Annotated in this window: 19 protein-coding genes, 1 other RNA gene and 1 riboswitch; of the genes, 12 read left to right on the top strand and 8 right to left on the bottom strand. The window is 36.9% G+C overall.

Features of this window, described 5'->3' with window-relative positions; translation table 11 throughout:
* Window positions 1–103 precede the first annotated feature (103 nt).
* A complete protein-coding gene (nifJ, locus tag Bccel_RS18435) occupies window positions 104–3,625 on the bottom strand; it encodes a pyruvate:ferredoxin (flavodoxin) oxidoreductase (protein WP_036936734.1) in 3,522 nt (1,173 codons plus the stop codon).
* Window positions 3,626–4,036: 411 nt separating this feature from the next.
* Between nifJ and ispD the strand changes: the two genes are divergently transcribed.
* Genes ispD through Bccel_RS18420 form a run of 4 tightly spaced genes read left to right on the top strand, consistent with a single transcriptional unit; the run spans window position 4,037 to window position 6,711 of the window.
* Window positions 4,037–4,744 carry a 2-C-methyl-D-erythritol 4-phosphate cytidylyltransferase gene (gene ispD, locus Bccel_RS18430; protein ID WP_036936735.1) on the top strand — a complete coding sequence of 236 codons (708 nt, stop codon included), beginning with the start codon at window positions 4,037–4,039 and terminating at the stop codon, window positions 4,742–4,744.
* A 28-nt stretch (window positions 4,745–4,772) separates the two neighbouring features.
* Window positions 4,773–4,904 (top strand): hypothetical protein, encoded by a 132-nt coding sequence (locus Bccel_RS32845; RefSeq protein ID WP_476748364.1) that lies wholly within the window; start codon window positions 4,773–4,775, stop codon window positions 4,902–4,904.
* Window positions 4,905–4,918: 14 nt separating this feature from the next.
* Complete coding sequence (locus Bccel_RS18425; protein WP_476748363.1) at window positions 4,919–5,506, top strand: ABC transporter ATP-binding protein; 588 nt, start codon at window positions 4,919–4,921, stop codon at window positions 5,504–5,506.
* Window positions 5,500–6,711, top strand: a complete 1,212-nt coding sequence (locus Bccel_RS18420) for an ABC transporter permease (RefSeq protein ID WP_036936739.1) — start codon at window positions 5,500–5,502, stop codon at window positions 6,709–6,711. Before Bccel_RS18425 ends, Bccel_RS18420 begins: the two co-directional genes overlap by 7 nt.
* A gap of 19 nt (window positions 6,712–6,730) precedes the next feature.
* Here Bccel_RS18420 and Bccel_RS18415 read toward each other — a convergent pair whose 3' ends face one another.
* On the bottom strand, window positions 6,731–7,138 hold the full coding sequence (locus Bccel_RS18415; RefSeq protein ID WP_242857081.1) for a 2-C-methyl-D-erythritol 2,4-cyclodiphosphate synthase: 408 nt from the start codon (window positions 7,136–7,138) through the stop codon (window positions 6,731–6,733).
* On the bottom strand, window positions 7,090–7,215 hold the full coding sequence (locus tag Bccel_RS32840; RefSeq protein WP_276326227.1) for a hypothetical protein: 126 nt from the start codon (window positions 7,213–7,215) through the stop codon (window positions 7,090–7,092). Before Bccel_RS32840 ends, Bccel_RS18415 begins: the two co-directional genes overlap by 49 nt.
* Window positions 7,216–7,468: 253 nt before the next feature.
* Between Bccel_RS32840 and Bccel_RS18410 the strand changes: the two genes are divergently transcribed.
* Entirely contained in the window at window positions 7,469–8,320 is an 852-nt protein-coding gene (locus Bccel_RS18410; protein WP_036936743.1) for a CAP domain-containing protein, read from the top strand.
* A 103-nt stretch (window positions 8,321–8,423) separates the two neighbouring features.
* Here the strand turns inward: Bccel_RS18410 and Bccel_RS18405 are convergent, their stop codons facing one another.
* Genes Bccel_RS18405 through Bccel_RS32835 form a run of 3 tightly spaced genes read right to left on the bottom strand, consistent with a single transcriptional unit; the run spans window position 8,424 to window position 11,833 of the window.
* Window positions 8,424–9,371 carry an RluA family pseudouridine synthase gene (locus Bccel_RS18405; protein WP_036936747.1) on the bottom strand — a complete coding sequence of 316 codons (948 nt, stop codon included), beginning with the start codon at window positions 9,369–9,371 and terminating at the stop codon, window positions 8,424–8,426.
* Between the two features lie 18 nt (window positions 9,372–9,389).
* A complete protein-coding gene (locus Bccel_RS18400; protein ID WP_276326243.1) occupies window positions 9,390–11,315 on the bottom strand; it encodes a mannose-1-phosphate guanyltransferase in 1,926 nt (641 codons plus the stop codon).
* A 14-nt stretch (window positions 11,316–11,329) separates the two neighbouring features.
* Window positions 11,330–11,833 (bottom strand): nucleotidyltransferase family protein, encoded by a 504-nt coding sequence (locus Bccel_RS32835; protein ID WP_276326226.1) that lies wholly within the window; start codon window positions 11,831–11,833, stop codon window positions 11,330–11,332.
* Window positions 11,834–12,191: 358 nt separating this feature from the next.
* Window positions 12,192–12,328, top strand: a riboswitch (cyclic di-AMP (ydaO/yuaA leader).
* 116 nt (window positions 12,329–12,444) lie between these two features.
* On the opposite strand from Bccel_RS32835, the gene Bccel_RS18395 reads away from it, so the two are divergent.
* The 4 genes from Bccel_RS18395 (at window position 12,445) to Bccel_RS18385 (ending at window position 15,056) form a co-directional block, all read left to right on the top strand.
* Complete coding sequence (locus tag Bccel_RS18395; protein ID WP_050753618.1) at window positions 12,445–13,338, top strand: peptidoglycan-binding domain-containing protein; 894 nt, start codon at window positions 12,445–12,447, stop codon at window positions 13,336–13,338.
* 221 nt (window positions 13,339–13,559) lie between these two features.
* Window positions 13,560–13,739, top strand: a complete 180-nt coding sequence (locus Bccel_RS18390; RefSeq protein ID WP_036936752.1) for a hypothetical protein — start codon at window positions 13,560–13,562, stop codon at window positions 13,737–13,739.
* A gap of 61 nt (window positions 13,740–13,800) precedes the next feature.
* Entirely contained in the window at window positions 13,801–13,938 is a 138-nt protein-coding gene (locus tag Bccel_RS30315) for a hypothetical protein (RefSeq protein ID WP_154673419.1), read from the top strand.
* A gap of 173 nt (window positions 13,939–14,111) precedes the next feature.
* On the top strand, window positions 14,112–15,056 hold the full coding sequence (locus Bccel_RS18385) for a 1-phosphofructokinase family hexose kinase (RefSeq protein ID WP_036936755.1): 945 nt from the start codon (window positions 14,112–14,114) through the stop codon (window positions 15,054–15,056).
* Between the two features lie 77 nt (window positions 15,057–15,133).
* Here Bccel_RS18385 and Bccel_RS18380 read toward each other — a convergent pair whose 3' ends face one another.
* Window positions 15,134–16,180, bottom strand: a complete 1,047-nt coding sequence (locus tag Bccel_RS18380; RefSeq protein ID WP_050753617.1) for a GGDEF domain-containing response regulator — start codon at window positions 16,178–16,180, stop codon at window positions 15,134–15,136.
* 149 nt (window positions 16,181–16,329) lie between these two features.
* Here Bccel_RS18380 and Bccel_RS32155 point away from each other — a divergent pair, with 149 nt between their 5' ends.
* The 3 genes from Bccel_RS32155 to dnaX all read left to right on the top strand — a co-directional run bounded on the left by Bccel_RS32155 (window position 16,330) and on the right by dnaX (window position 19,511).
* A complete protein-coding gene (locus Bccel_RS32155; RefSeq protein ID WP_036936759.1) occupies window positions 16,330–17,019 on the top strand; it encodes a 4'-phosphopantetheinyl transferase family protein in 690 nt (229 codons plus the stop codon).
* 482 nt (window positions 17,020–17,501) lie between these two features.
* Window positions 17,502–17,765: signal recognition particle sRNA large type (ffs, locus tag Bccel_RS29090), an RNA gene on the top strand.
* Between the two features lie 87 nt (window positions 17,766–17,852).
* Window positions 17,853–19,511: a DNA polymerase III subunit gamma/tau gene (dnaX, locus tag Bccel_RS18370; RefSeq protein ID WP_036936761.1), complete on the top strand. Its 1,659-nt coding sequence runs from the start codon at window positions 17,853–17,855 to the stop codon at window positions 19,509–19,511.
* A gap of 200 nt (window positions 19,512–19,711) precedes the next feature.
* On the opposite strand, the gene Bccel_RS29085 is transcribed toward dnaX, so the two are convergent.
* A complete protein-coding gene (locus Bccel_RS29085) occupies window positions 19,712–21,367 on the bottom strand; it encodes an endo-1,4-beta-xylanase (protein ID WP_036936763.1) in 1,656 nt (551 codons plus the stop codon).
* Window positions 21,368–21,714 lie beyond the last annotated feature (347 nt).

The following is a 21,714-nucleotide window of genomic DNA, read 5'->3' as shown; positions in this document are numbered from 1 at the left end:
AATAAATAACTATATGAATTATATTTATACATTCTGCATATGATTTGTGGACAATAAAAACGACCGGTTAATTAAATCAACCGGTCGTTATATTTATTACAGATTATTCGCCTTTTGCCATTTTCTCAAGCTGTTCGTATTTTTCCAAAGCATTCTTTTCAGCTTGAGCGTAGAGCTCTTCAGCTTTATCTGGGAAGAGTCTTGAAAGTGAAGAATAACGTACTTCGCTCATTATGAAGTCTCTGAATGAAGCTGTTGGCTTCTTGGAGTCAAGTATGAACGGATTCTTTCCTTCAAGTTTGAGTAATGGGTTATATCTGTAGAGGAACCAGTAACCTGCTTCAACAGCAAGCTTGGATTCCAACTGTGTACATCCCATACCGAGTCTTAATCCATGGTTGATACATGGTGCATATGCGATAACAAGTGATGGACCTGGATAACTTTCAGCTTCAATAAGAGCTTTAATGAGCTGATTCTGGTTTGCACCCATTGCAACCACTGCAACATATACATAACCATATGACATAGCCATAGCAGCAAGGTCTTTCTTCTTTGTTACTTTACCAGATGCAGCAAACTGTGCAATAGCTCCGGTAGGTGTTGCTTTTGATGACTGTCCGCCTGTGTTTGAGTAAACTTCTGTATCAAATACAAGTATGTTTACATCTTCACCGGAAGCAAGCACATGGTCAACGCCGCCGAAACCGATATCATATGCCCATCCGTCTCCACCTAGTATCCATTGTGATTTCTTTATAAGGAACTCTTCTTTTTGTATAATTTCATCAACTATATCCTTAGCTTCGCTTCCTTTATATGCTTTGAGCAAAGGTAACAATGTAAGAGTTGCTTTCTTTGAACCCTTCGCAGTATCCTTATTATCCAACCAGTCTTTTAATGCCGCTTTAATATCTTCAGAAATACCTGTATTTAAAGCTTCAGTAGCAAGGTCAGCAAGCTTAGCTCTGATCTGGTTAACTGCGAGAGCCATACCATAGCCATATTCAGCATTGTCTTCAAACAATGAGTTAGCCCATGCAGGACCATGACCATTATGGTTTGTTGTATATGGAGTTGATGGTGCACTACCGCCCCAGATTGATGAGCAACCTGTTGCATTAGCGATGAGCATTCTGTCACCGAATAACTGAGTGATTAACTTAGCATAAGGTGTTTCACCACAACCCATACATGCTCCTGAGAACTCGAGCAGAGGCTGTTCGAACTGGCTTCCTTTAACAGTTTCAGGATTAGCTGGATTTTCCTTAACGGATAATTTCATTGCATAATCCCAGTTATCAATTTCAACTGTCTGTGTTTCAAGTGGCTTCATTACAAGTGATTTAACCTTGGAAGGACAAACCTGTGCACAGTTTCCGCAACCTGTACAGTCAAGAGTTGAAATCTGGATCTTAAAGTTATAGTTTTCAAAGCCCTTACCAACAGCCTTCTTTGTAACAAATGACTTAGGAGCATTTGCAGTCTCTTCTTCATTAAGAAGGAAAGGCCTTATTGCTGCGTGAGGACATACATATGAACACTGGTTACATTGAATACAGTTATCAGGCTGCCATTCAGGAACATCGATAGCAATACCTCTTTTTTCATATTTTGATGATCCCTGTGGGAAAGTACCGTCTTCAACACCAACGAATGTACTTACAGGGAGCTTGTCGCCTTCCTGTCTGTTTACAGGATCTTGTATGTTCTTGATGTATGCAGGAACATCTTTTTCCACAACAGGAGCATCTTCAGCAGTTGCCCATGAAGCAGGAACTTCAATTTTATTTAATGCACCAATACCCTTGTCAACAGCCATATGGTTCATGTTTACTACTTTTTCACCTTTTTTACCATATGAAGTAACAATAGCCTGTTTCATATATTTAACAGCATCATCAAGTGGAATAATATCAGCCAGCTTGAAGAATGCTGCTTGCATGATCATATTGATCCTGTTTCCAAGGCCTATTTCCTTTGCAATGCTAACAGCATCAATTGTATAGAATTTGATGTTGTTTTTAGCAAGGATTCTCTTCATGCTGCCTGGAAGATGTTTATCCAACTCTTCTGCAGTCCATCCGCAGTTTAAGAGGAAAGTTCCGTTAGGCTTAATGTCGGAAACCATATCATATTTATCAACGTATGATGGGTTGTGACAAGCGAGGAAGTCTGCCTTCTTAACAAGGTAAGTTGATCTGATTGGTTTTTTACCGAATCTTAAGTGAGATACAGTAATACCGCCTGATTTCTTTGAGTCATATGCAAAGTATGCCTGTGCATACATGTCGGTGTGGTCACCTATTATTTTAATGGAGTTCTTATTTGCACCAACAGTACCGTCAGAGCCCAAGCCCCAGAATTTACAGCTTATTGTACCTTCGCCTGTTGTATCGATTTCTTCGCCGATAGGAAGTGATAAGTTTGTAACGTCATCAACGATACCAACAGTGAAATGATTCTTAGGAGCATCTGCTTTGAGGTTGTCAAATACTGCGATAACCTGTGCAGGTGTAGTATCCTTTGAACCAAGACCATAACGTCCGCAAACGATAAGTGGTCTAGTTGCTTGATCATAATAAACTGTAGCGATATCCTGGTACAATGGTTCGCCTATTGCACCTGGTTCTTTAGTTCTATCAAGAACACAGATTTTCTTAACTGATGCAGGCATTGCTGAAAGGAAGTGCTTAGTTGAGAAAGGTCTGAAAAGGCGTACTTTTAATATACCAACTTTTTCACCCTTAGTAGCTAAGTAATCAATTGCTTCTTCAGCAGCATCACATACAGAACCCATTGCAACAATAACTCTGTCTGCGTCAGGTGCTCCATAGTAGTTGAACAAGCCATAGTTTCTTCCTGTAAGCTTGTTGATTTCCTTCATGTAGTTTTCTACGATTTCAGGAACTGCATTGTAGAAAGGATTGCAAGCTTCACGAGCCTGGAAGAATATATCAGGGTTTTGAGCTGTTCCTCTTAATACAGGATGTTCAGGATTTAATGCTCTTTTTCTGAATTCCTTTATAGCATCCATGTCAACTAATTTTGCAAGGTCTGCATAATCAAGAACTTCTATTTTCTGAACTTCTGCTGATGATCTGAAACCATCGAAGAAGTGAAGGAATGGAACTCTACCTTTAATAGCACTTAAGTGAGCTACAGCAGCCAAGTCCATTATTTCTTGAACGTTGCTTGCACAGAGCATTGCAAAACCTGTTTGACGACAAGCCATAACGTCTGAATGATCGCCGAAAATTGAAAGAGCGTGGCTTGCAAGAGCACGTGCACTTACATGGAACACGCCAGGAAGCAATTCGCCGGCTATTTTGTACATGTTAGGAATCATTAAAAGAAGACCTTGAGAAGCTGTGAATGTAGTAGTTAAAGCACCTGCAGCGAGGGAACCGTGAACTGTACCTGCCGCTCCTGCTTCTGATTGTAATTCGGCAACTTTAACCTGTTGTCCAAATATGTTTTTTCTACCATGTGCTGACCATTGATCAACGTTTTCTGCCATTGTAGAAGATGGCGTAATAGGATAGATACCTGCAACCTCAGTAAACGCGTAGGCTACGTGGGCGGCAGCAGCATTACCATCCATTGTCTTCATGACCTTTGCCATTTTATTTTCCCCCATTTGCTATATAGATTTATTTAATGTCTGGGAAACTATAGTACATTCTGCACCACAATTTCTCACGACAACATCAAGGTTGCAAAATCACTTTGTGATTTTGTTCTTAATAAGCTAGTATTGTGTATACATTATACATTCCATAACTCATAATCATTATAACATAAAAATAAATCTAGTAAATACCATAATTAAAGTTGATTAAGAATTTTGTTAATAAAATCACGAAGTAAGGAATGATTGAAATATTACTTCCGATTCTTAAGCGGGTGTTCACGAGTTAAGTTAACACGTAAGCGAAGATTTTAGCGGAAGTTATATTTTCAACATTCCTAATGTGATATAATTCTTTATTATAATATATGAGACAGGCAAACCATATAGACGGGGGATAATAAAATGCAAAAGAACGGTGGATTTGTAAGTGTCATTATTGTTGCTGCCGGCAGCGGTACGCGAATGAATATGGAAAAAAATAAAATGTACATAGATGTTTACGGCAAACCACTTCTTGCAAGAACTATACAAGTTTTTCAGGACAGTAATTATATTGATGAGATAATACTGGTTACAGGTTCTGGTGATATTGTTTTTTGCAAGCAGCATATTATTGATATGTATGATTTAGATAAAGTTAAAAAGATTGTTGCAGGAGGTAAAGAAAGACAAAATTCAGTGTATAACGGCCTTTGCGAGGTATGTGATAAAACTGGTGTAGTACTTATACATGATGGGGCAAGACCATTTATAAATGATGAAATAATAAAAAACAGCATTGACGGAGCTCTTTCATATGGAGCGGTTGGAGTTGCAGTACCTGTTAAGGACACAATTAAGATATCTGACGAAGAGGCTTATGTACGTGATACTCCTGATAGAAAGCATTTATGGGCTATACAGACTCCCCAGTCATTTAAATATGATGTTATTCTAAATGCCCACAAAAAGGCTATAGCCGATGGATTCTTAGGCACAGATGATGCAGTTTTGGTTGAGAGGATGGGGTATAGGATGAAACTTATAATGGGAAGCTACAATAATATTAAAATAACGACGGTAGAGGACCTGATCTTTGCAAATGCAATAGCAGAAAGCATGGACAGCTAAAATATCATTAAAAAAGAGGAGGGATTATATGGTTAGTGTTCAGAGATTAACAAAAAGTTTTGGAACAAATAAAGCTGTAGATGAAGTATCTTTTGAAATTAAAAAGGGAGAGGTATTTGGGCTGCTTGGAGAAAACGGGCCGGCAAAACAACAACACTAAGAATGCTGGCTACCATGTTAAAACCTACTTCCGGTACAGCCATGATAAATGGAATGGATATAAATAAGGACCCACAGGCTGTGAGGTTTCAGATAGGTATTCTCTTCGGGGGAGAGACGGGGTTATACGATCGACTTACGGTTTATGAAAACATTGCATACTTTGCTGAGCTTAACGATATGGAAAGGGGGAGGATCAAAGCCAGAATAGCTGAGATGGCGAGGACTTTCGGTATGGAGGAGTTTATGAACAAGAGAGCAGGTAAGCTTTCTAAGGGAATGAAGCAGAAAGCTGCCTTTGGAAGAGCTATTGTTCATGACCCTCAGATAATGTTTTTTGATGAGCCTACATCAGGACTTGATGTAAGTGCTGCAAGGAATGTGCATGATTTTATCATGGACTGTAAAAAAGCCGGTAAGACCATTCTTTTTTCCAGCCATACCATGAGTGAAGTGGAAAAGCTATGTGACAGGATAGGTATAATACATAAAGGAAAACTGGTTGATACAGGAACCATTGATGAATTAAAAGCTAAATATAACAACAGCAGCCTGGAGGAAATATTTATACATCTGGTGGGAGGGGGAAAATTTACATGTTAAGACATATTTGGACTGTATTTAAAAAGGAAGTCAGGGACTTAAGCCGTGATAAAAGAACTCTTCTCATTAGTATTGTTGTTCCAATGGTCATAATCCCGCTTTTAAACAGCCTTGTGGGTGGAGGAATGGAAAAGCTTCAAAAGGATATAAACGAGAATGTTTCTATTGCATTGTCCGATGAATCAAGGACTGATGATATAGTGGACCTGGTCAAGAACAAATTGTTTAAAGATAACAAGAACGTTACGTTGGTTGATACCGATAACGCCATAGAGGCTTTAAAGCAAGATAAGGTTAGGCTGGTACTCGGTATCGACAAGGAATATAAAAGTAAGATTGCCGAAGGTAAGCCGTTTAAAATAGATATTTCCTATGATAAATCCAAAACAAAATCGGAAGGAAGTATTTGGATAGTTAGAGAAGAGATAGATAAGTTTAACAAAAGTATTTTAAATGAAAGAATAGTGGCATTGGGAAAAAGCCCTGAATTTTTGGAGCCTGTTAAAATAGAAGAGAAAAATGTAGCTGATGAAGCAAAAACAAGCACAAGCATGCTAGCTATGATGTTACCTATTATAATAGTTATTCTAATGACAGTTGGGGGAGTTCCGGCAGCAACCGACCTAGTTGCAGGGGAAAAGGAAAGAAACACATTAGAACCCCTTCTTACAACAAAACCTAAGAGGATTTCCATTTTGCTAGGAAAGTATTTTACTGTTACACTGTTTTCATTTATAACGGTTATTGCATCCATATTTGGACTGATTATAGGGTATATAATGAAACCAAGTTCTCTAAGTATGGGAACAGCCCAAAACATATCAGGGTTTTTTGTTCCAATACCAGCACTTATCATATCTATTCTCCTTGCTATGGCTTTAGGTATGACCTTTGCAGGGATTCAGGTTGCACTGAGCACATACGCCAAGTCATTTAAGGAAGCACAGGTGTATTTGTCCTTCCTCATGATAGCGGCTATGGTTCCTGCATATGCAAACTTCTTTACACAACCGGGAGACATACCTTTTTATTATTATTTTATTCCGGTTATAAATACTGTTTCTGCCTTTAAGGTTGTTTTAGGCGGTACAATAAATTATATGCATCTGCTTATAGCTTTCCTTTCATCTGCAGTGCATGTAGTAATTGCCCTTGGAATTGCGGTATCTATGTTTAATAAGGAGAAGGTGCTTTTTAGAAGTTAGGCAATAATTTAATGATTAGTCATTTTATTATCACATAAGTTGTAGTTATACATGAAAATACCTGAATGCCAAGACCCTGGCCAAACTGCGTCAATCCCTCTCCAGTAGTAGCTGTTATGCCAATGCTTTCTTCCGGCAGGTCTAAAAGCTTGGAAAGACTGCTTCTGATCTGGGGAATTTTGGGCGTTATCTTTGGCCTTTGGCATTCGATAGAAATTGACAGGTGGATTATTTTTTGATTCTTCAAGTACTTTAATGCTTCTTTAAGATAAACACTGCTATCGGTTATACCATCCTTTAGGCAAAGGTCATCGCTGATTTTACCGAGTATGTTAACGCATGTTATACCCGATATGGCATTTGTCACTGAATGCAATATTACATCAGCATCGCTGTTACCCTGAAGCGGAGGTTCGCCCTCAAAAATAACCCGCCCAATATAAGCTTTTTTTTATTATCGTTAAAATCAAATCTGTGGCTATCCTGACCAATGGCAACTCTCATTCAAATTCATCTCCATTACTTTTCATTCCGCTACTATATAGATACACAACTGTAAAGTTATAATATCATACACTTATATGACTGTAAAGAAGTGCTATAAAAGCCTGTTATTCAATATTTTATGATTTTGTTCATCATACCTTAATATAAATAAATAATTCAGCCAAATTTGTTAATACTATTAACAAATACGTTTGTTTGTATGATTCCAATAATGGATGGAAACAATAATTGAACAAACTGGAGGGATTATATGAAGAGAAAGATAGTTTTTCTGATGGTATTTACTATAATCTGTTCCTGTATAATGGGCTTCTCAGGTGCAAATGCACAGACAGGCAGCTATGGAACAATACAAAATGTAAATATCACTAATGCTACTGTCGCGGCTGAATACTTGAATGTTCGCCAAGGACCATCTACTGGTTACCCTATAGTGTGTGTACTTAAGAAAGGCCAGACTGTAAAGATATTTGGGAAAATAGGGGACTGGTATGCGATTTACGAATCTTCTAAGGGCTGCGTTGGAATGGCAAAAAGCAGTTTCCTTAAGGTTGCTGGAAACGGAACCTTAACCCCTGCGACTCCTAAAGTGACTAAGGCACCAATTAGTACTCCAAAGCCGTCTATTGTGGCTCCAACGCCGAAGCCATCAATAGCTCAGCCGCCGAAAGCATCAATTGCTCCTACTCCTGTAATTACAGGACCTTCACCATCTGGGACAACACAGGAGGAACAGACATTATTAAGCCTTATTAATAAGGCAAGGGCTGATGCAGGTCTTAAACCGCTGCAGTTTGATATGCAGTTGGTGAAAGTAGCAAGGCTTAAGGCTCAGGATATGGTTGATAAGAATTATTTCTCACATGATTCACCAACCTACGGCTCACCATTTGACATGATGAGGCAGTTCGGAGTCAGCTTCAAATATGCAGGAGAGAATATAGCCGGTAATTCAACAGTAGAAGGAGCTTTTAAAGCATGGATGAATTCACCGGGCCATAAAGCCAATATCCTAAAGCCTGAGTTCAACTTTAACGGCATAGGTATAGTGAGCAGTCCAACATATGGGAAGGTATTGGTTCAGCAGTTTATAGGAAGATAATATTAATGGAAAACCAGTAAAGGCTAAGGATGTTGTTAAATAAACCAATACATCCTTAGCCTTTACTAAATAGTGATAAAAATATTAATTCCTTATAGATTGACTATATCTTTGTTTTTGGCAGGCTGAATCCGGGAACAACCTCAAAAATTTTGCCTTTCAAATAATCAAGACAGCTTTTGCCTGTGAAGTCAAAGCACAGCTTATATGCCCATAGAGCTTGGGTTTTCATGCCCATACTCTTATTGAACTGATTGGAACCATATTTTCCGTCACCCAGGATGGGATGGCCTATATAAGCCATGTGGGCCCGTATCTGGTGTGTTCGGCCTGTTACCAGCTCAACCTCAAGTTTTGTATAGTTGGTTTCATATGAAAGCACTCGGTATTTTGTAATTATTTCAACTGAGTTTTTAGATTTTGCATCGCTTACAAAGACACGACTTTTCCTGGAATCCTTTTCAAGGTATGCTTTTAGGGTTTCCGACTTTTTTTCAACGTGACCCTGAACAAGGCACTGATAATACTTTTTAACCTCTTTATTTTTAATCTTATCAAGAATAGTCTTTAAGGCTTCCTCGTTTTTGGCAATTATGACAAGACCGCCTGTATTCCTATCAAGGCGGTGGCAAAGTGATGGAACAAATGTGTTTTTATTTTTAGGAGAATAATCTCCCTTTAATTCCAAGTAGGATTTTACATTATCAATTAGTGTATTATATTGCTGGTCGCTGTCCGGATGAACCGGTATACCCTGATCTTTATTAACAATAAGGATATTACTATCCTCATACACAACGGTGAATCCCATATTCATTTCAGAGTCATTTTTTAGAGGCTTACCGTCAATTATGCTGTCCGATATATATATATCTATTTTATAGCCCGGATTAACCAAATAATCTTCTTTTACCCTGATGCCGTTTACACGTATATCTTTTTTCCTAAATGCCTTATACATGGCACTTATGGGCATATTGGGAAACTCGCTTTTTAACACATATTCCAATTTTTTGTTTATATACTTGCTGCTTACAGTGATAGAACGCATACTGCTCCTTTTACCTTTTTATCTTGTATTAATTATAGTCCTTATTTTAGTCAGATACTTTTCCGAAATTGATTCGGCTATCTGCGGTGTATCGCCCTCCGAATATACTCTGCATAGAGGCATATCAGCATCAGGCAAAACAAGTACCCATCCATTTTCCATTATAAACTTAACTCCATCCAAAAGCTCTACTTTTTCATCGCTTTTTTCGGTGATCAAAGTCCTCATAACTTTACCCTTTAACTCCCAAGGACAAAATATCTTTTTTTTACTTACGTAAAAGGCAGGTATTTCTTCCATGATCTCTGTAAGGGGTGTTTTATTTTTGCATAAATATTCTATAATCTTAACCAATCCGGCTAATGCATCAAAATTCAGCGAAAACTGGTATGCATTTTCCTTGTTTTTTAGAAGATTATGATTTAACATTTGCTCCATAACAGCGTGGGGTGATGTCTTAGTCCTTAATACATTACCGTTGTATTTTTTGGCCAGTGACTCTATGACCGATGGTGCCGTTATTGGAACAACAACCTTTGAATTTGCAATATTCTTAAACATTATAAGGGATGTCAATGAAAGAAACAAGTCATCATTTATAATGTTTCCGGATTTATCTATCAGAGAAAGAGTCTCTCCATTGCTGTCAATAAAAGCAGCAAAATCAGCATTGTTTTTTTCTATTTCTTCAACTATTTTGTCATGTGCATTAAAGGCTGAAGAAAAGCTTGCAACCTTGCAACCTATATCCTGAAGCATTGGAACTACTAGAGAGATAACAAAATCAGAAGGCGAAATGATGCATATTTTTTGAGGGAAAGTCCTGATTGCATCAATATTTACATCGTTTAATATAGAACGTACATAATAATTTTTAAAATCAGTAATATTATTAAGTCTGCTTATTTCTTCGCCGGAGCAGCGTCTAAAATCTTCTCTGAAAAATGCGTTTTCAATTTTTCTTTCAGTAACACGACTTATGCTGGCTCCCTTTGAATCCATAAAATCTACACGCAGCTTATTGGGATTGTCGTTACTAAGCTTTACATGTATTCCACCCTCCACGGACAGAAAATTGATTGCATGCCGTGATATGGGTGTTAAGAGGCTGCTAAGATTAAAAACCTCTACACCAACCGAGAGAATGCCAGATGCAAAGGCATGCTTGAACATTCTGGCTGAATTGGATGTAGTGGAGCTTACAACAACCTTGGAACCCTTTTTAAAAATTGATCCGTAAGCAGCACCTAGACGTGCGGCAAACTCAGGTGATATATCGACATTTATAATACCCGAAAGACCATTTTCCCCAAATATGGTTTTGTTGTGTTTGGAGCCCCAAACTATATTTCTATCGACTATTGCAAGGGGATCAATTGTTTTCTGGGGCCAAATCTTTATACCGGGCTTAATAATAGCCCTTTCATTAACAATGCATTTGTCTCCGATTACAGCATTTTCAAATATGGAAACATAGTGCTTGAAATTAACCTTGTTACAGATTATTGCACCCCTTATTTGAGAACCATACTCTATATAATTATTATCCCATATGATACTTCGTTTTATTGAGGTTTCACCCTCTATCACGTTATTGTCCCCTATTACACACATATCTTCAATAACGGTGCTGGTAGAAATGCGGCAATTATTTCCTATTATGCAGGGGCCGCTTATTAAGGCATTAGGTTCAATAAGTGTACCTGATCCTACCCAAATCCCTTTTTTTATTTCTGTATAATCATTTAATAGATTTATTTTTCCCTGGAATATATCATAATGTGCTTGTAAATATGCTTGTAGATCACCAATATCACACCAATAGTCACGGGTGACAAACCCATAAATGGGATCTTTCTTTTTTAGCATGAGTGGGAATAAATCCTGGCTGAAATCATATTTTTTCCCCTGACTGAAATAGTCTAAAACATCCGGTTCTAAAATATATGTACCGGTATTTACCGTATCACTGAAAACTTCTCCCAGCTTGGCTTTTCCAAAAAGCCTTCTATCTGTCCATCGGTACCTGCTAGTACTACACCATAATCAAGAGGCACATCAACCTTTGTCAGAATAATGGTGGCTTTGGACTTTTTTGCGTAATGATACTCGATAGCGTTTTTAAGATTGATATTAGTGAGAGAGTCCCCGCTTATTACAACAAAAGTTTCATCAAGAAAATCACCGGCATTTTTAACACTGCCGGCAGTTCCTAATGGAGTATCCTCCGTGAAGTAGTGAAGGTTTACTCCCCAACTGGAGCCATTACCAAAGTAGTCACGTATCTTTTGGGGCAAATACATTAGTGTGATACCTATTTCAGTTATGCCATAAAGCTTTAATAAGTTAATAATATGCTCCATTATAGGTTTGTTTGCAACATTGACCATTGGTTTAGGCAAATCGCACGTTAGCGGGCGTAATCTTGAGCCTTCTCCTCCGGCCATAATTATTGCTTTCATTAGGATCACCCTTTCACCAGTATAAATATTATGCCCTAAAACAAGTAGACTTATTAAGATGTATAAACTATAGCTTTATTAAACTTGCCCAATTATTCATTTAAAGATGTCATTATAGATACCGAACTGATAAATAACCTTACAGTTCGGTATCTATACAATAGAATTATTAAAGCTAAGCTTGTATGAAAGGACTTCTGCTTGTGAAAATTGTCTTCAATTATGTATATTCAATATAAATGGGAAAAATCCTTCATAGCGTGGAATAAAAAAATCACAAATTGATGTTTTTGTATGTATACAAAAGTTTATTTTCATGCCCACCAATTACGTCTTTATTATGTAAACTAATAGTGTTAAAATTAAATAGCCTAATTCTTAAAATCTGATATAAGAAGCGGGGGACCTAATTTTTGGGGTAAATTACGCATAGCGTAAGGGGTGTCTCTTCTACCTAACCCGTCAACTAACCTCGTAGGCAGAAAGTTTCCAAAAGTATAATTTTTCACCACAACAATCAATGTTGTAAAATCGCAAGGGATTTTGTTTTAAGAAGGATTTGCTGCGGTGTGGAATTATATTATGTAAACTTTGAGAGAGGGGTATATTTTATGATAAGCAGCAAAGCTTTAGTAACTTCTATTGCAGTTATTGGACTATCTGCAGCAATTTATGCAGCACCTGTCAATGCTTCAGCCTCATCTTTAAATTTGCATAAAGGCTCAAGGGGAGCAGCAGTGACCACTCTCCAGAACGACTTAAGGAAAGCCGGATTTTTCAATGCCAAGAGTACCGGTTACTTTGGATCTATCACTAAAAACTCAGTATTAAAGCTTCAAAAGAAATATGGCTTAAAAGCTGATGGAATTGTTGGGGCAAAAACCTTTAAAGCGATTAACGATGCTTTATCAAAGGTGAATATTGCACAAAAAAGCACTTCTTTAGCAGCAAAAGTATTAAGCAGCACTCAAAGTCAGGTCAAAACTACACAAAAGATTACCTCAAGAGCCGGAGATGACAGGACTGGTTACTTAATTCCGTGGTTTGGCGGCGTAGAGGAAATTTTTGCACGTGACTCTGATGCGACTGTGTTTGATATTGAAACAGGTATGAGTTTTAATGTTAAAAGAAGTTACGGCTATAACCATGCAGATTGTGAGCCCCTTACCGAAAGGGACACAGAGATTATGAAAAACATATACGGCGGCCAGTGGAGCTGGAGCAGAAGAGCAGTTATTGTAACGGTTAACGGAATGAAAATACCTGGATCTATGGCCGGTATGCCTCATGCTGGCTTGGACAGTGCAGGTGAAAATGCCCATGTTGGATATAGAAGCGGTGGGTATGGTGCTGGAACTAATCTGGATAAAGTCAAAGGCAATGCTATGAATGGTCACTTTGATATTCATTTTTATAACAGCAAAACCCATGGCAGCAATAAAGTTGATAAAAACCATCAGAATAAGGTTAGTGAAGCACTTCGATGGTTGGAAGGAAATCGTTAAAAATATAAATCTAACACTTTTAATATATATTGAATATATTAATTAATATTGGATATGTTAAATATAACGAACTATTTATAAATAGTTCGTTATATTTATAGTTATGGAAAATTTATTGGAAATGAATAAAATTTTGTTATCTCTAAAATTCGTTATTTATATGTTGCAAAATGATTAGGTACTTACAAGTTTGGAAGGCCTTTAATAGTGGATAGGAGGAGATGGTAATTAGGAATAAAAAGCATGTAAGAGATAGAAAGTCTGGTATTGGTCCTACCGTAGCACCTGGGATTAATGATGAACAGCTTGGGGAGAATGCAACGAAGGAAGACATAAAAAATGGCAATTCAACAAAAGTTATAAGGATGTTTTGGGATGAAAACGATCCAAGAAGCAAATAATAAGGTTATACTGTATGGATAATGACTGTAAAATAACAGGAGAGATATAAGGAGGATAAACGTGGATAATAATAAAAAAGGCAAAAAAAATAAAGGTGTTGAGCCAAGTGTAGCAAATGATCAGCTTGGTGAAAACGAAATTGACAAGGATATGGCTGATAAATACCGTGAAGTAGGGAATAAAAAGAAAAATAAATAGCTAAAAGGAAATAACGAACTGGTTTAAAACAATTATGCAGTTCGTTATTTATTTTATACAAACTATGGTATTTATATGATATAAGATATATGGTATTATTTAGATTAATGGCATTTTCATCATATTATATTAAAAGTGATTGCTAAAATATCATAAAGAGGATAGAAAATATCATGATAACTGTAGTTACTCTTAACCCTGCATTGGATAAAATTTATTTCGTTGATGGATTTAAGGTTGGATCAATGTTCAGGGTGAAAAACATTATAAAGTCAGCTGGCGGCAAGGGGATAAATGTATCAAGGGTATTGTCCGTTTTAGGAGCACAGGTTTTTACATCAGGTTTTCTTGCTGGAGATACTGGTAAATGGATATGTGACAGCATTACAAGTCATGGAATTGAAAACAGCTTTATATGGGTGGATGGAGAAACAAGAACAAACATAAATGTTATTGACAATACGTGTATGACTGAAACTGAAATATTAGAGTTTGGACCATTTATAAAGGAAGCTGATATATGTTCATATCTTAGTAATTTAAAGGATATACTGAAAAGGACAAAAGTGTTGATATGCACAGGAGGCCTTCCAGACGGAATACCTGTGGATTTTTATAAAACACTGCTTGATATGGCAAAACCCCTAGGAATTAAAACAATTTTAGATGCAAGTGGTGATACTTTAAAAGAAGGCATAAAAGCAGGACCGGACTTTATCAAACCCAATCTTAGGGAGCTTTCCTATGTTTATGGGAAAAGTATCAGCTCAAAAGAAGATATAATAAAGGCGTGTGTTTGTATTTTAGATTCTGGAGTTGGATCTGTAATAGCTTCAATGGGAGCTGAGGGGGCCATAATGGCCGATAAATCCAGCATAATGCACATAAAACCACCCGGAATAAATGCTGTCAATTCTATAGGATCAGGAGATTCGATGACCGCTGGTGTAGCATTTGGCCTCCTAAATGGATATTCAAGGGAGGATATGATGAAGCTTGGAACAGCTTGTGCAGTGTCTAACACGCAGTTTATGGAAATTGGAATGATAAGCTTAAAATCCATTGAAGAATATAAGAATAATTGTAAAATAGAGTATTATGAGAATTATGACGCCTAATAATATTAGAAATCCAATAGAGAAGGAAATGTAGACATCATAATTCTCATGTATGACTAAGGTTATGAAGCTGTTATTTAATGTGTGATATTTGCAGATAAGTTGTTCTGGAAGTTGTGGGATTCTTGGGTTTGGGTTTTTGCTTTTTCGACAATAAGTTTGCTGTTAAATACTTCAACTCTGTTGCGACCCTTTGATTTGGCTTTTAGTAATGCAAGGTCAGCTTCACCTATAAGTTTTGTAACTTCTGTACCCGAATCTGAAGTTATATTGGCACTTTTTACGCCAATACTGATTGTTATGCTCAATTCATTATTATCAATGACAAAAGATGTACTTTCAATTTTTTGTCTGAGCCTTTCGGCAAGCATTTTTGTTCCAAGCAAATCTTCGTTTGGTACTACTATCAGGAACTCTTCTCCACCATATCTGGCAACTATGTCAACATCCCTAACTGTGTTTTTTAAGGTCTCTGCAACATTTTTTAAAAGAATATCACCAGCTAAATGGCCGTATGTATCATTTATATGCTTGAAATGGTCAATATCAACCATCATGAAGGATATGGGCTCCTTATATCTGGCTGCATGAGTAATATCACTTACAAGTCTGTTTAAAATATACCTTTTATTGTACAACCCTGTAAGTCCGTCTGTTATTGTCATTTCCTGAAGAAGTAGGTTTTTTTCCATTAACTCCTTATTCTTTTTCTCAAGCTCACATTGCATGGATATAATTCTGAATTGGTTTTTTATTCGTGCATAAACTTCTGCAAACCGGAAGGGCTTAACAATATAATCGCTGGCACCTGATAAAAATCCGTACACCTTTGAATTAACGTCAATGGCTGAAGAAAGTATGATAATTGGTATATTGGAAGATAACTGATTAATTGTGAGAACATTTAAAAGATCATCACCACTTTTTGACTGCATAAAGATATCAAGAAGGATAATATCCGGTCGGTTTTTTGTAATAACATCAAATGCACTATCTTCATCAGCTGCAGTAAGTACATTTATGCCAACACTTTTTAGCCTGTTCGACAAAATGCCCGTAACAGACTTATCTTTATCGATTATCAAGACCTTCTTGTCATTTTCTGTTTGGGTAACTTTCATCATTTTGCCACCTCCTTACAATTATATCGACAAAGATACATTTTTTTTAACAATAAATTTTTTATAACGAGAAACTTTATTTGCATTTCTAATTTATGTATATTATATTTATATGTGATATTAAAGATATTTTGCTTTTTGGAGTGTCTGCTATGAGTGAGGTTTTTGCTATAAAAATACAATCAGATCCTAAATTAGATAATTTTGAAAACCTGCTGCAATGTGTAAGCAGCGAAAAACAAGCAAGGATAAAAAAGTTTAGAATGCATGAGGATGCACTGAGAGCTTTATTCGGTGATTTATTAGTCCGATATGCTATATGTTCAAGGTTAAAAATATCCAATGTGGAAGTAGTATTTAAGCTTAATGAATATGGCAAGCCTTCATTGGAAGGATTTCCGTATTTTCATTTTAATATATCTCACTCGGGTGAATGGGTTGTCTGTGTGACAGATTCCTTGCCTGTGGGTATTGATGTTGAAACAATACGCCAGATTGACATGGGTATAGCTAAACGCTTCTTTTCAAAGGATGAATTTGCTTTTATCAATTCTAAAGAGATATGTGAAAGGGTTGATTATTTTTTTCAGTTTTGGACCCTGAAAGAAAGCTATATTAAAGCTTGCGGCAAAGGTTTATCTATTCCACTGGATTCTTTTTCTATAAGGATGGATGAAGGTGGAATTAGTGTATTAGATATAAATGATAATACTGAATGGTTTTTTAAGCAGTATGGTATAGGGGCAGGCTATAAGATGGCAGTATGCTCAAGGCATGACAAGTTTTCCAACGGAATTGAAACGGTTGATACACTCCAGCTGTCCAAATTTTTTAATGTCTAAATTAAAAGTGCATAAAAGAATAAGCAATATTTTTTTTATTTTTAGTAAATATTTTAGTAGGATTTTATACAAATTTATGGTATAATTAAAATTGCCACAGTTAACAATACTGACTTTTTCATTATGTTCCTCCTTGAAAAAGGTGAGGATTATTTTATCTAAAAAGCACTTAATTTATTGGAATTATTTATAAAATATATACCAAGTGCTTTTTTTTTGTGCTTTTTTAATATATACATTTCGCTATAATTTCCTATGCACCAAAAAATTGTATAAATTTTTTATATAAAATGTCTTGATATATATTCAACTTTCGCATATAATATCCTAGTACCTTGTTTTTCAAGGTTTTGATAAGGAGATTTCAAAAATTTCCTTGGTCAATTTTTATAGTGGAGAGTAGTCAAATGAATATTTTTGAAATCTCCATTGACCAGTTGTTTTTTAGAATCGCTTAAGTTAATTATGTTTTAAATATTTGGTCGTGCTAGATGGGGAGATAGCGGTGCCCTTTTCCTGCAATCCGCTTAGCAGGGTTGAATTCCTACACCGAGGCTTACTTTTGTAGGGTCTGCCCCAAGCAAGAAACGATGATAATTGGGTCTCACGCAACGAAACCCTGCGAACCCCGTCAGGTCCGGAAGGAAGCAGCGGTAAACAGGCACTTTCGTGTGCCGTGGGGGGTCCTGGTTTGAGTTTACTACTTGGGTAACGCTTGTAGTAGTTAGTCGAAGGTAGGTGCACGGCCAATCAATTATAAATTAAAGGGTGTCAGGATACGCTCTTTTTTTAATGTCTTGAAATTTTATGTAGGATTTTGGGAGATAGATAATATGTCATACTTAGCCTTATATAGGAAATGGAGACCACTGGTTTTTGAAGATGTTGTTGAGCAGGAGCATGTGGTAAAGACACTTAAAAATAGTGTTGTAACAGATCATATAGCACATGCATACCTCTTTTGCGGTACAAGAGGTACTGGAAAAACCACTATGGCAAAGATTTTTTCAAGGGCTATAAACTGTTTAAACCCAAAAGGTGGTGACCCTTGTAACCAGTGTGATATATGCAAGGGTATATTATCAGGCAGCATAATGGATGTTATAGAGATAGATGCTGCATCAAACAATAGTGTGGATAATGTGAGAGAAATAAGGGATGAAGTCATATATTCTCCATCCCAGGCAAAGTTTAAGGTGTATATAATAGATGAGGTTCATATGCTTTCCACGGGTGCATTCAATGCCTTACTAAAGACACTGGAAGAACCGCCGTCCCATGTGGTTTTTATTCTTGCGACAACAGAGCCGCACAAACTACCGGCTACAATCTTGTCGAGGTGCCAGAGATATGATTTCAGAAGGATTCCTGTTGATAGTATAATAAAAAGGCTGGAAACTATTGCAGGCTCTAGCGGAGTTGTTTTAGAGCCTGAAGCCTCGAGGCTTATAGCCAAGTTGTCGGATGGTGCATTGAGAGATGCCATTAGCATATTAGACCAGTGCATTTCCCAAGGAGATAAAACTATATCATATGAGCATACACTAAAAGTTGTGGGGATTGTCAACGATACTTTTATATATGGGTTTGTAGAGGCCATTAGAGATAGGAATATAAACAGAATATTAGGTCTTATAGATGAGCTTATAATGGCAGGTAAAGATATTTCCAAGTTTTTATCCGATTTGATTTTTTACTATAGGAATCTTCTGGTTTGTAAGCTTACGGACAAGCCTGAAGAAGTCATAGATGTTATGAATGATGTCCTTGATAATATGAAAAAGCAGAGTGAGTATTTTCAAAAGGAAGAAATAATGCTTACTATAAGGGAATTTTCTTCTTTAGAAGCAGGAATAAAGTGGTCCAAACATCCACGTATTCTTTTTGAGCTGTCCTTAATTAAAATATGTGACAGCAATTTTAACAAGCTTCAGGATAATATCATCGAGAGACTTTCTGTATTGGAAAACAAGCTTCAAAATGGTGAGTTTACAAGAATGACTGTTTTACCAGGTAATATGGGAGTCTCTGATGGCCATGGCAAAGATGATATTATGGGAAAAAAGGAAGCTAAAAAACCTATATCTTCACAAATTGAAAGTGTTGATATTACTAAAGTGGATATAAATACATTAAAGTCAATTGATTGCTGGGAACAGGTAATTGATGATTTCAGAAAGATGGGAAGAATGGTCCTTTATGCAAATCTACTGGATACAAAAGCAGTAGAGCTGGGGAGCAAAACCATTGGAGTTATATTGGGGGAAGGAAAAGGACTTGCCAAAACTATATTATCAAAGATGGAAAATATTGAACTTATAGAAAATGCATTAAGAGAAAGACTGGGAAGAGATGTAAGGGTTAAATGCATGGATGAGGATAGTGTTGGTGAGAATTTGGCGAAGGTTAGTACGGAAGAGGATGAACTTGTTAAAAAGACCCGGGAATTAGCGGACAAGTTTGACATGCCGATAGATATCATTGATGAGTAAGGGTATTGGAAATATAACTTCCCGTATAATTTCGCTTTCTAAGTTAACTTAACTCGTGAACACACGCTCAAAACGGGAAGTAATATTTCAATCATGCCATAAGTAAAAGTCCTCTCAAAAAGTTTTGTGAAAATACTTTTTGAGAGGATTTTTTATATCAACGATAAGTAATATCAAATAATGACCTTAGGCCTCACTTGCTAGATTGATTTGTTAAACATCTTACCAATTATCAATACATCTGCCATATTTATTACACCATCATTAGTAAGATCGTATGCAGCTTTGAATTTACTGTCACCGGTTATGGAGTTGAAAGTAGTGGCTATAAGGATAACATCAGCCATATTAACAACTCCGTCGCTATTTAGATCAGGTGTTTTTTCTGCAGGTGTAGGCGTAGGTGCTGCTGTTGGTGTTACTGAAGTTACAGGAGGCGGCGTTGCTGTTGCTGAGAAGGTAAACCAGTCAACGTTTACCGGGCCTGTAAACTTGAGACATATTTTGTTAACACCTGTAACCTTGCTAATGCTGGTTGTATTTTCTTTGTATTCATTCCAACCGCCGGTTGAGTTTACGTACATAGTACCCAAAAGTGTACCGGTTTCACTATTAAGCCTTACCTCAATATTTGTTGTGGATTGTGAACCCGATGCAACTCTTGCCCTGAATAAAGTTGATCCGGCAGTACCAAAATCAACATTGCTGTATGTGACATAGTTTCCGTTTGATATGTATCCTATATTAACCGTGCCATCTTCATTGACCGATTTTTCAATAGTTGCAGCACTTACAGTTGAGTAGTTTTCTGCTTGAATGATAGACATTGCATCTCTTTGAGTTAAGTCGGGTGTTGGAGTTGGTGTTGGTGTAAATGTCGGCAGAGGAGTAACCGTTGACTTCAAATACTCTCTTAGCCATGTAAGTGCAGGACGCTCCGCATTTCTGGTTGTTAATAAATGTGTTTGCTCTTTCCAGGTTGTTCCTTCAATATATCCCCAGAGGGTGACTCCTTTTACTGCTGAATGTTCCCACAACACAGGGAATTTTTCCTTGTATCTTGCTAACTGAGTAGTATCATCACCGGTCATGTCAAGCTCTGATACGTATATTGGAAGACCTGTTGCTGCCAAGGTATTTAAAACACTCTTCATTGTGCTTGTGGTAACATTGTCCATATTGAACTGGTGGCACTGTATACCGATACCGTCAACAAGGTTTTTCTCTTTAAGCAATTTAATAATATTTAAATAGTTGTTAGTTGCACCTGGATCACTTATGATTCCATATTCATTAATAAGAAGTTTTCCTTTAAATCTTTTTCTTGCTTCCTGGAAGGACCATATAACCCAATCCCAACCTGTTGAACCGTTGCCTCCAATTGCGTCTTTAAATGATGGCGGTTGGTGCAAAGGCTCGTTTACAACATCTACAAACTCTGCATCTGCATACTTCTCTGCAGCAGCATCCATCCATTCCAATACTTCTTCCTTTTTTTCGGTATTGGAAATACTGGTCATCCAGGTGGGTTCCTGGCTTCCCCATACAAGAGTATGGAATTTGAATGGATAATTGTTGGATTTGCAATAGTCATAAATCAAATCAACATTAGCCCAGTTCATTTTGTCCCTTGTTTCTTCAACAGGTCCCCATTTGCTTGCGTTCTCGGGTGTTACTTGGTTCCAATAAGTGGAATAACCTGCCGGAATTTTGCTGGCAATTACATTACCCAGGAATTTTTCGCCGCTCACAAGTTCAGCATTGGCTTCCTGGGACGCTGGGAATTGCAATCCTGCCATCAGAGAAACAGACAGCACGATAGCAGTACAGCTTTTAATAGCTTTTTTTACGTTCATACTTTTACCCTCCTTAAATAAATAAAAAAGTTCTGTAAAGCTTCTATATGTTTGGCAATAATCATTTTACATTTCTCACTACGACATTAAGGTTGAAAAAATTGCAGGCGATTTTGTTTCGTATTATATTGATATATCTATATTATACACAACTTATTGGTTCACCACTAGGTTTTGATAGAAATATTTATAAAAATCACATATAATATAGATAGACAAGCATTAAGGAAATAATGGCAGGTATATTTATTTTTGAAAAAGGGGGTAATCATTAGCTTTCATTAATGTCGATGAAATTATGGTGTATGCTACACCGGGTTTTCTTACGACAACAATCAAGGTTTGGT

Origin of the sequence: Pseudobacteroides cellulosolvens ATCC 35603 = DSM 2933, from assembly GCF_001262605.1 — a bacterium.
Classification (GTDB): domain Bacteria; phylum Bacillota; class Clostridia; order Acetivibrionales; family DSM-2933; genus Pseudobacteroides; species Pseudobacteroides cellulosolvens.
Note: the sequence above shows the minus strand (reverse complement) of the source record. Positions and strands in the feature narration are given on the sequence as shown.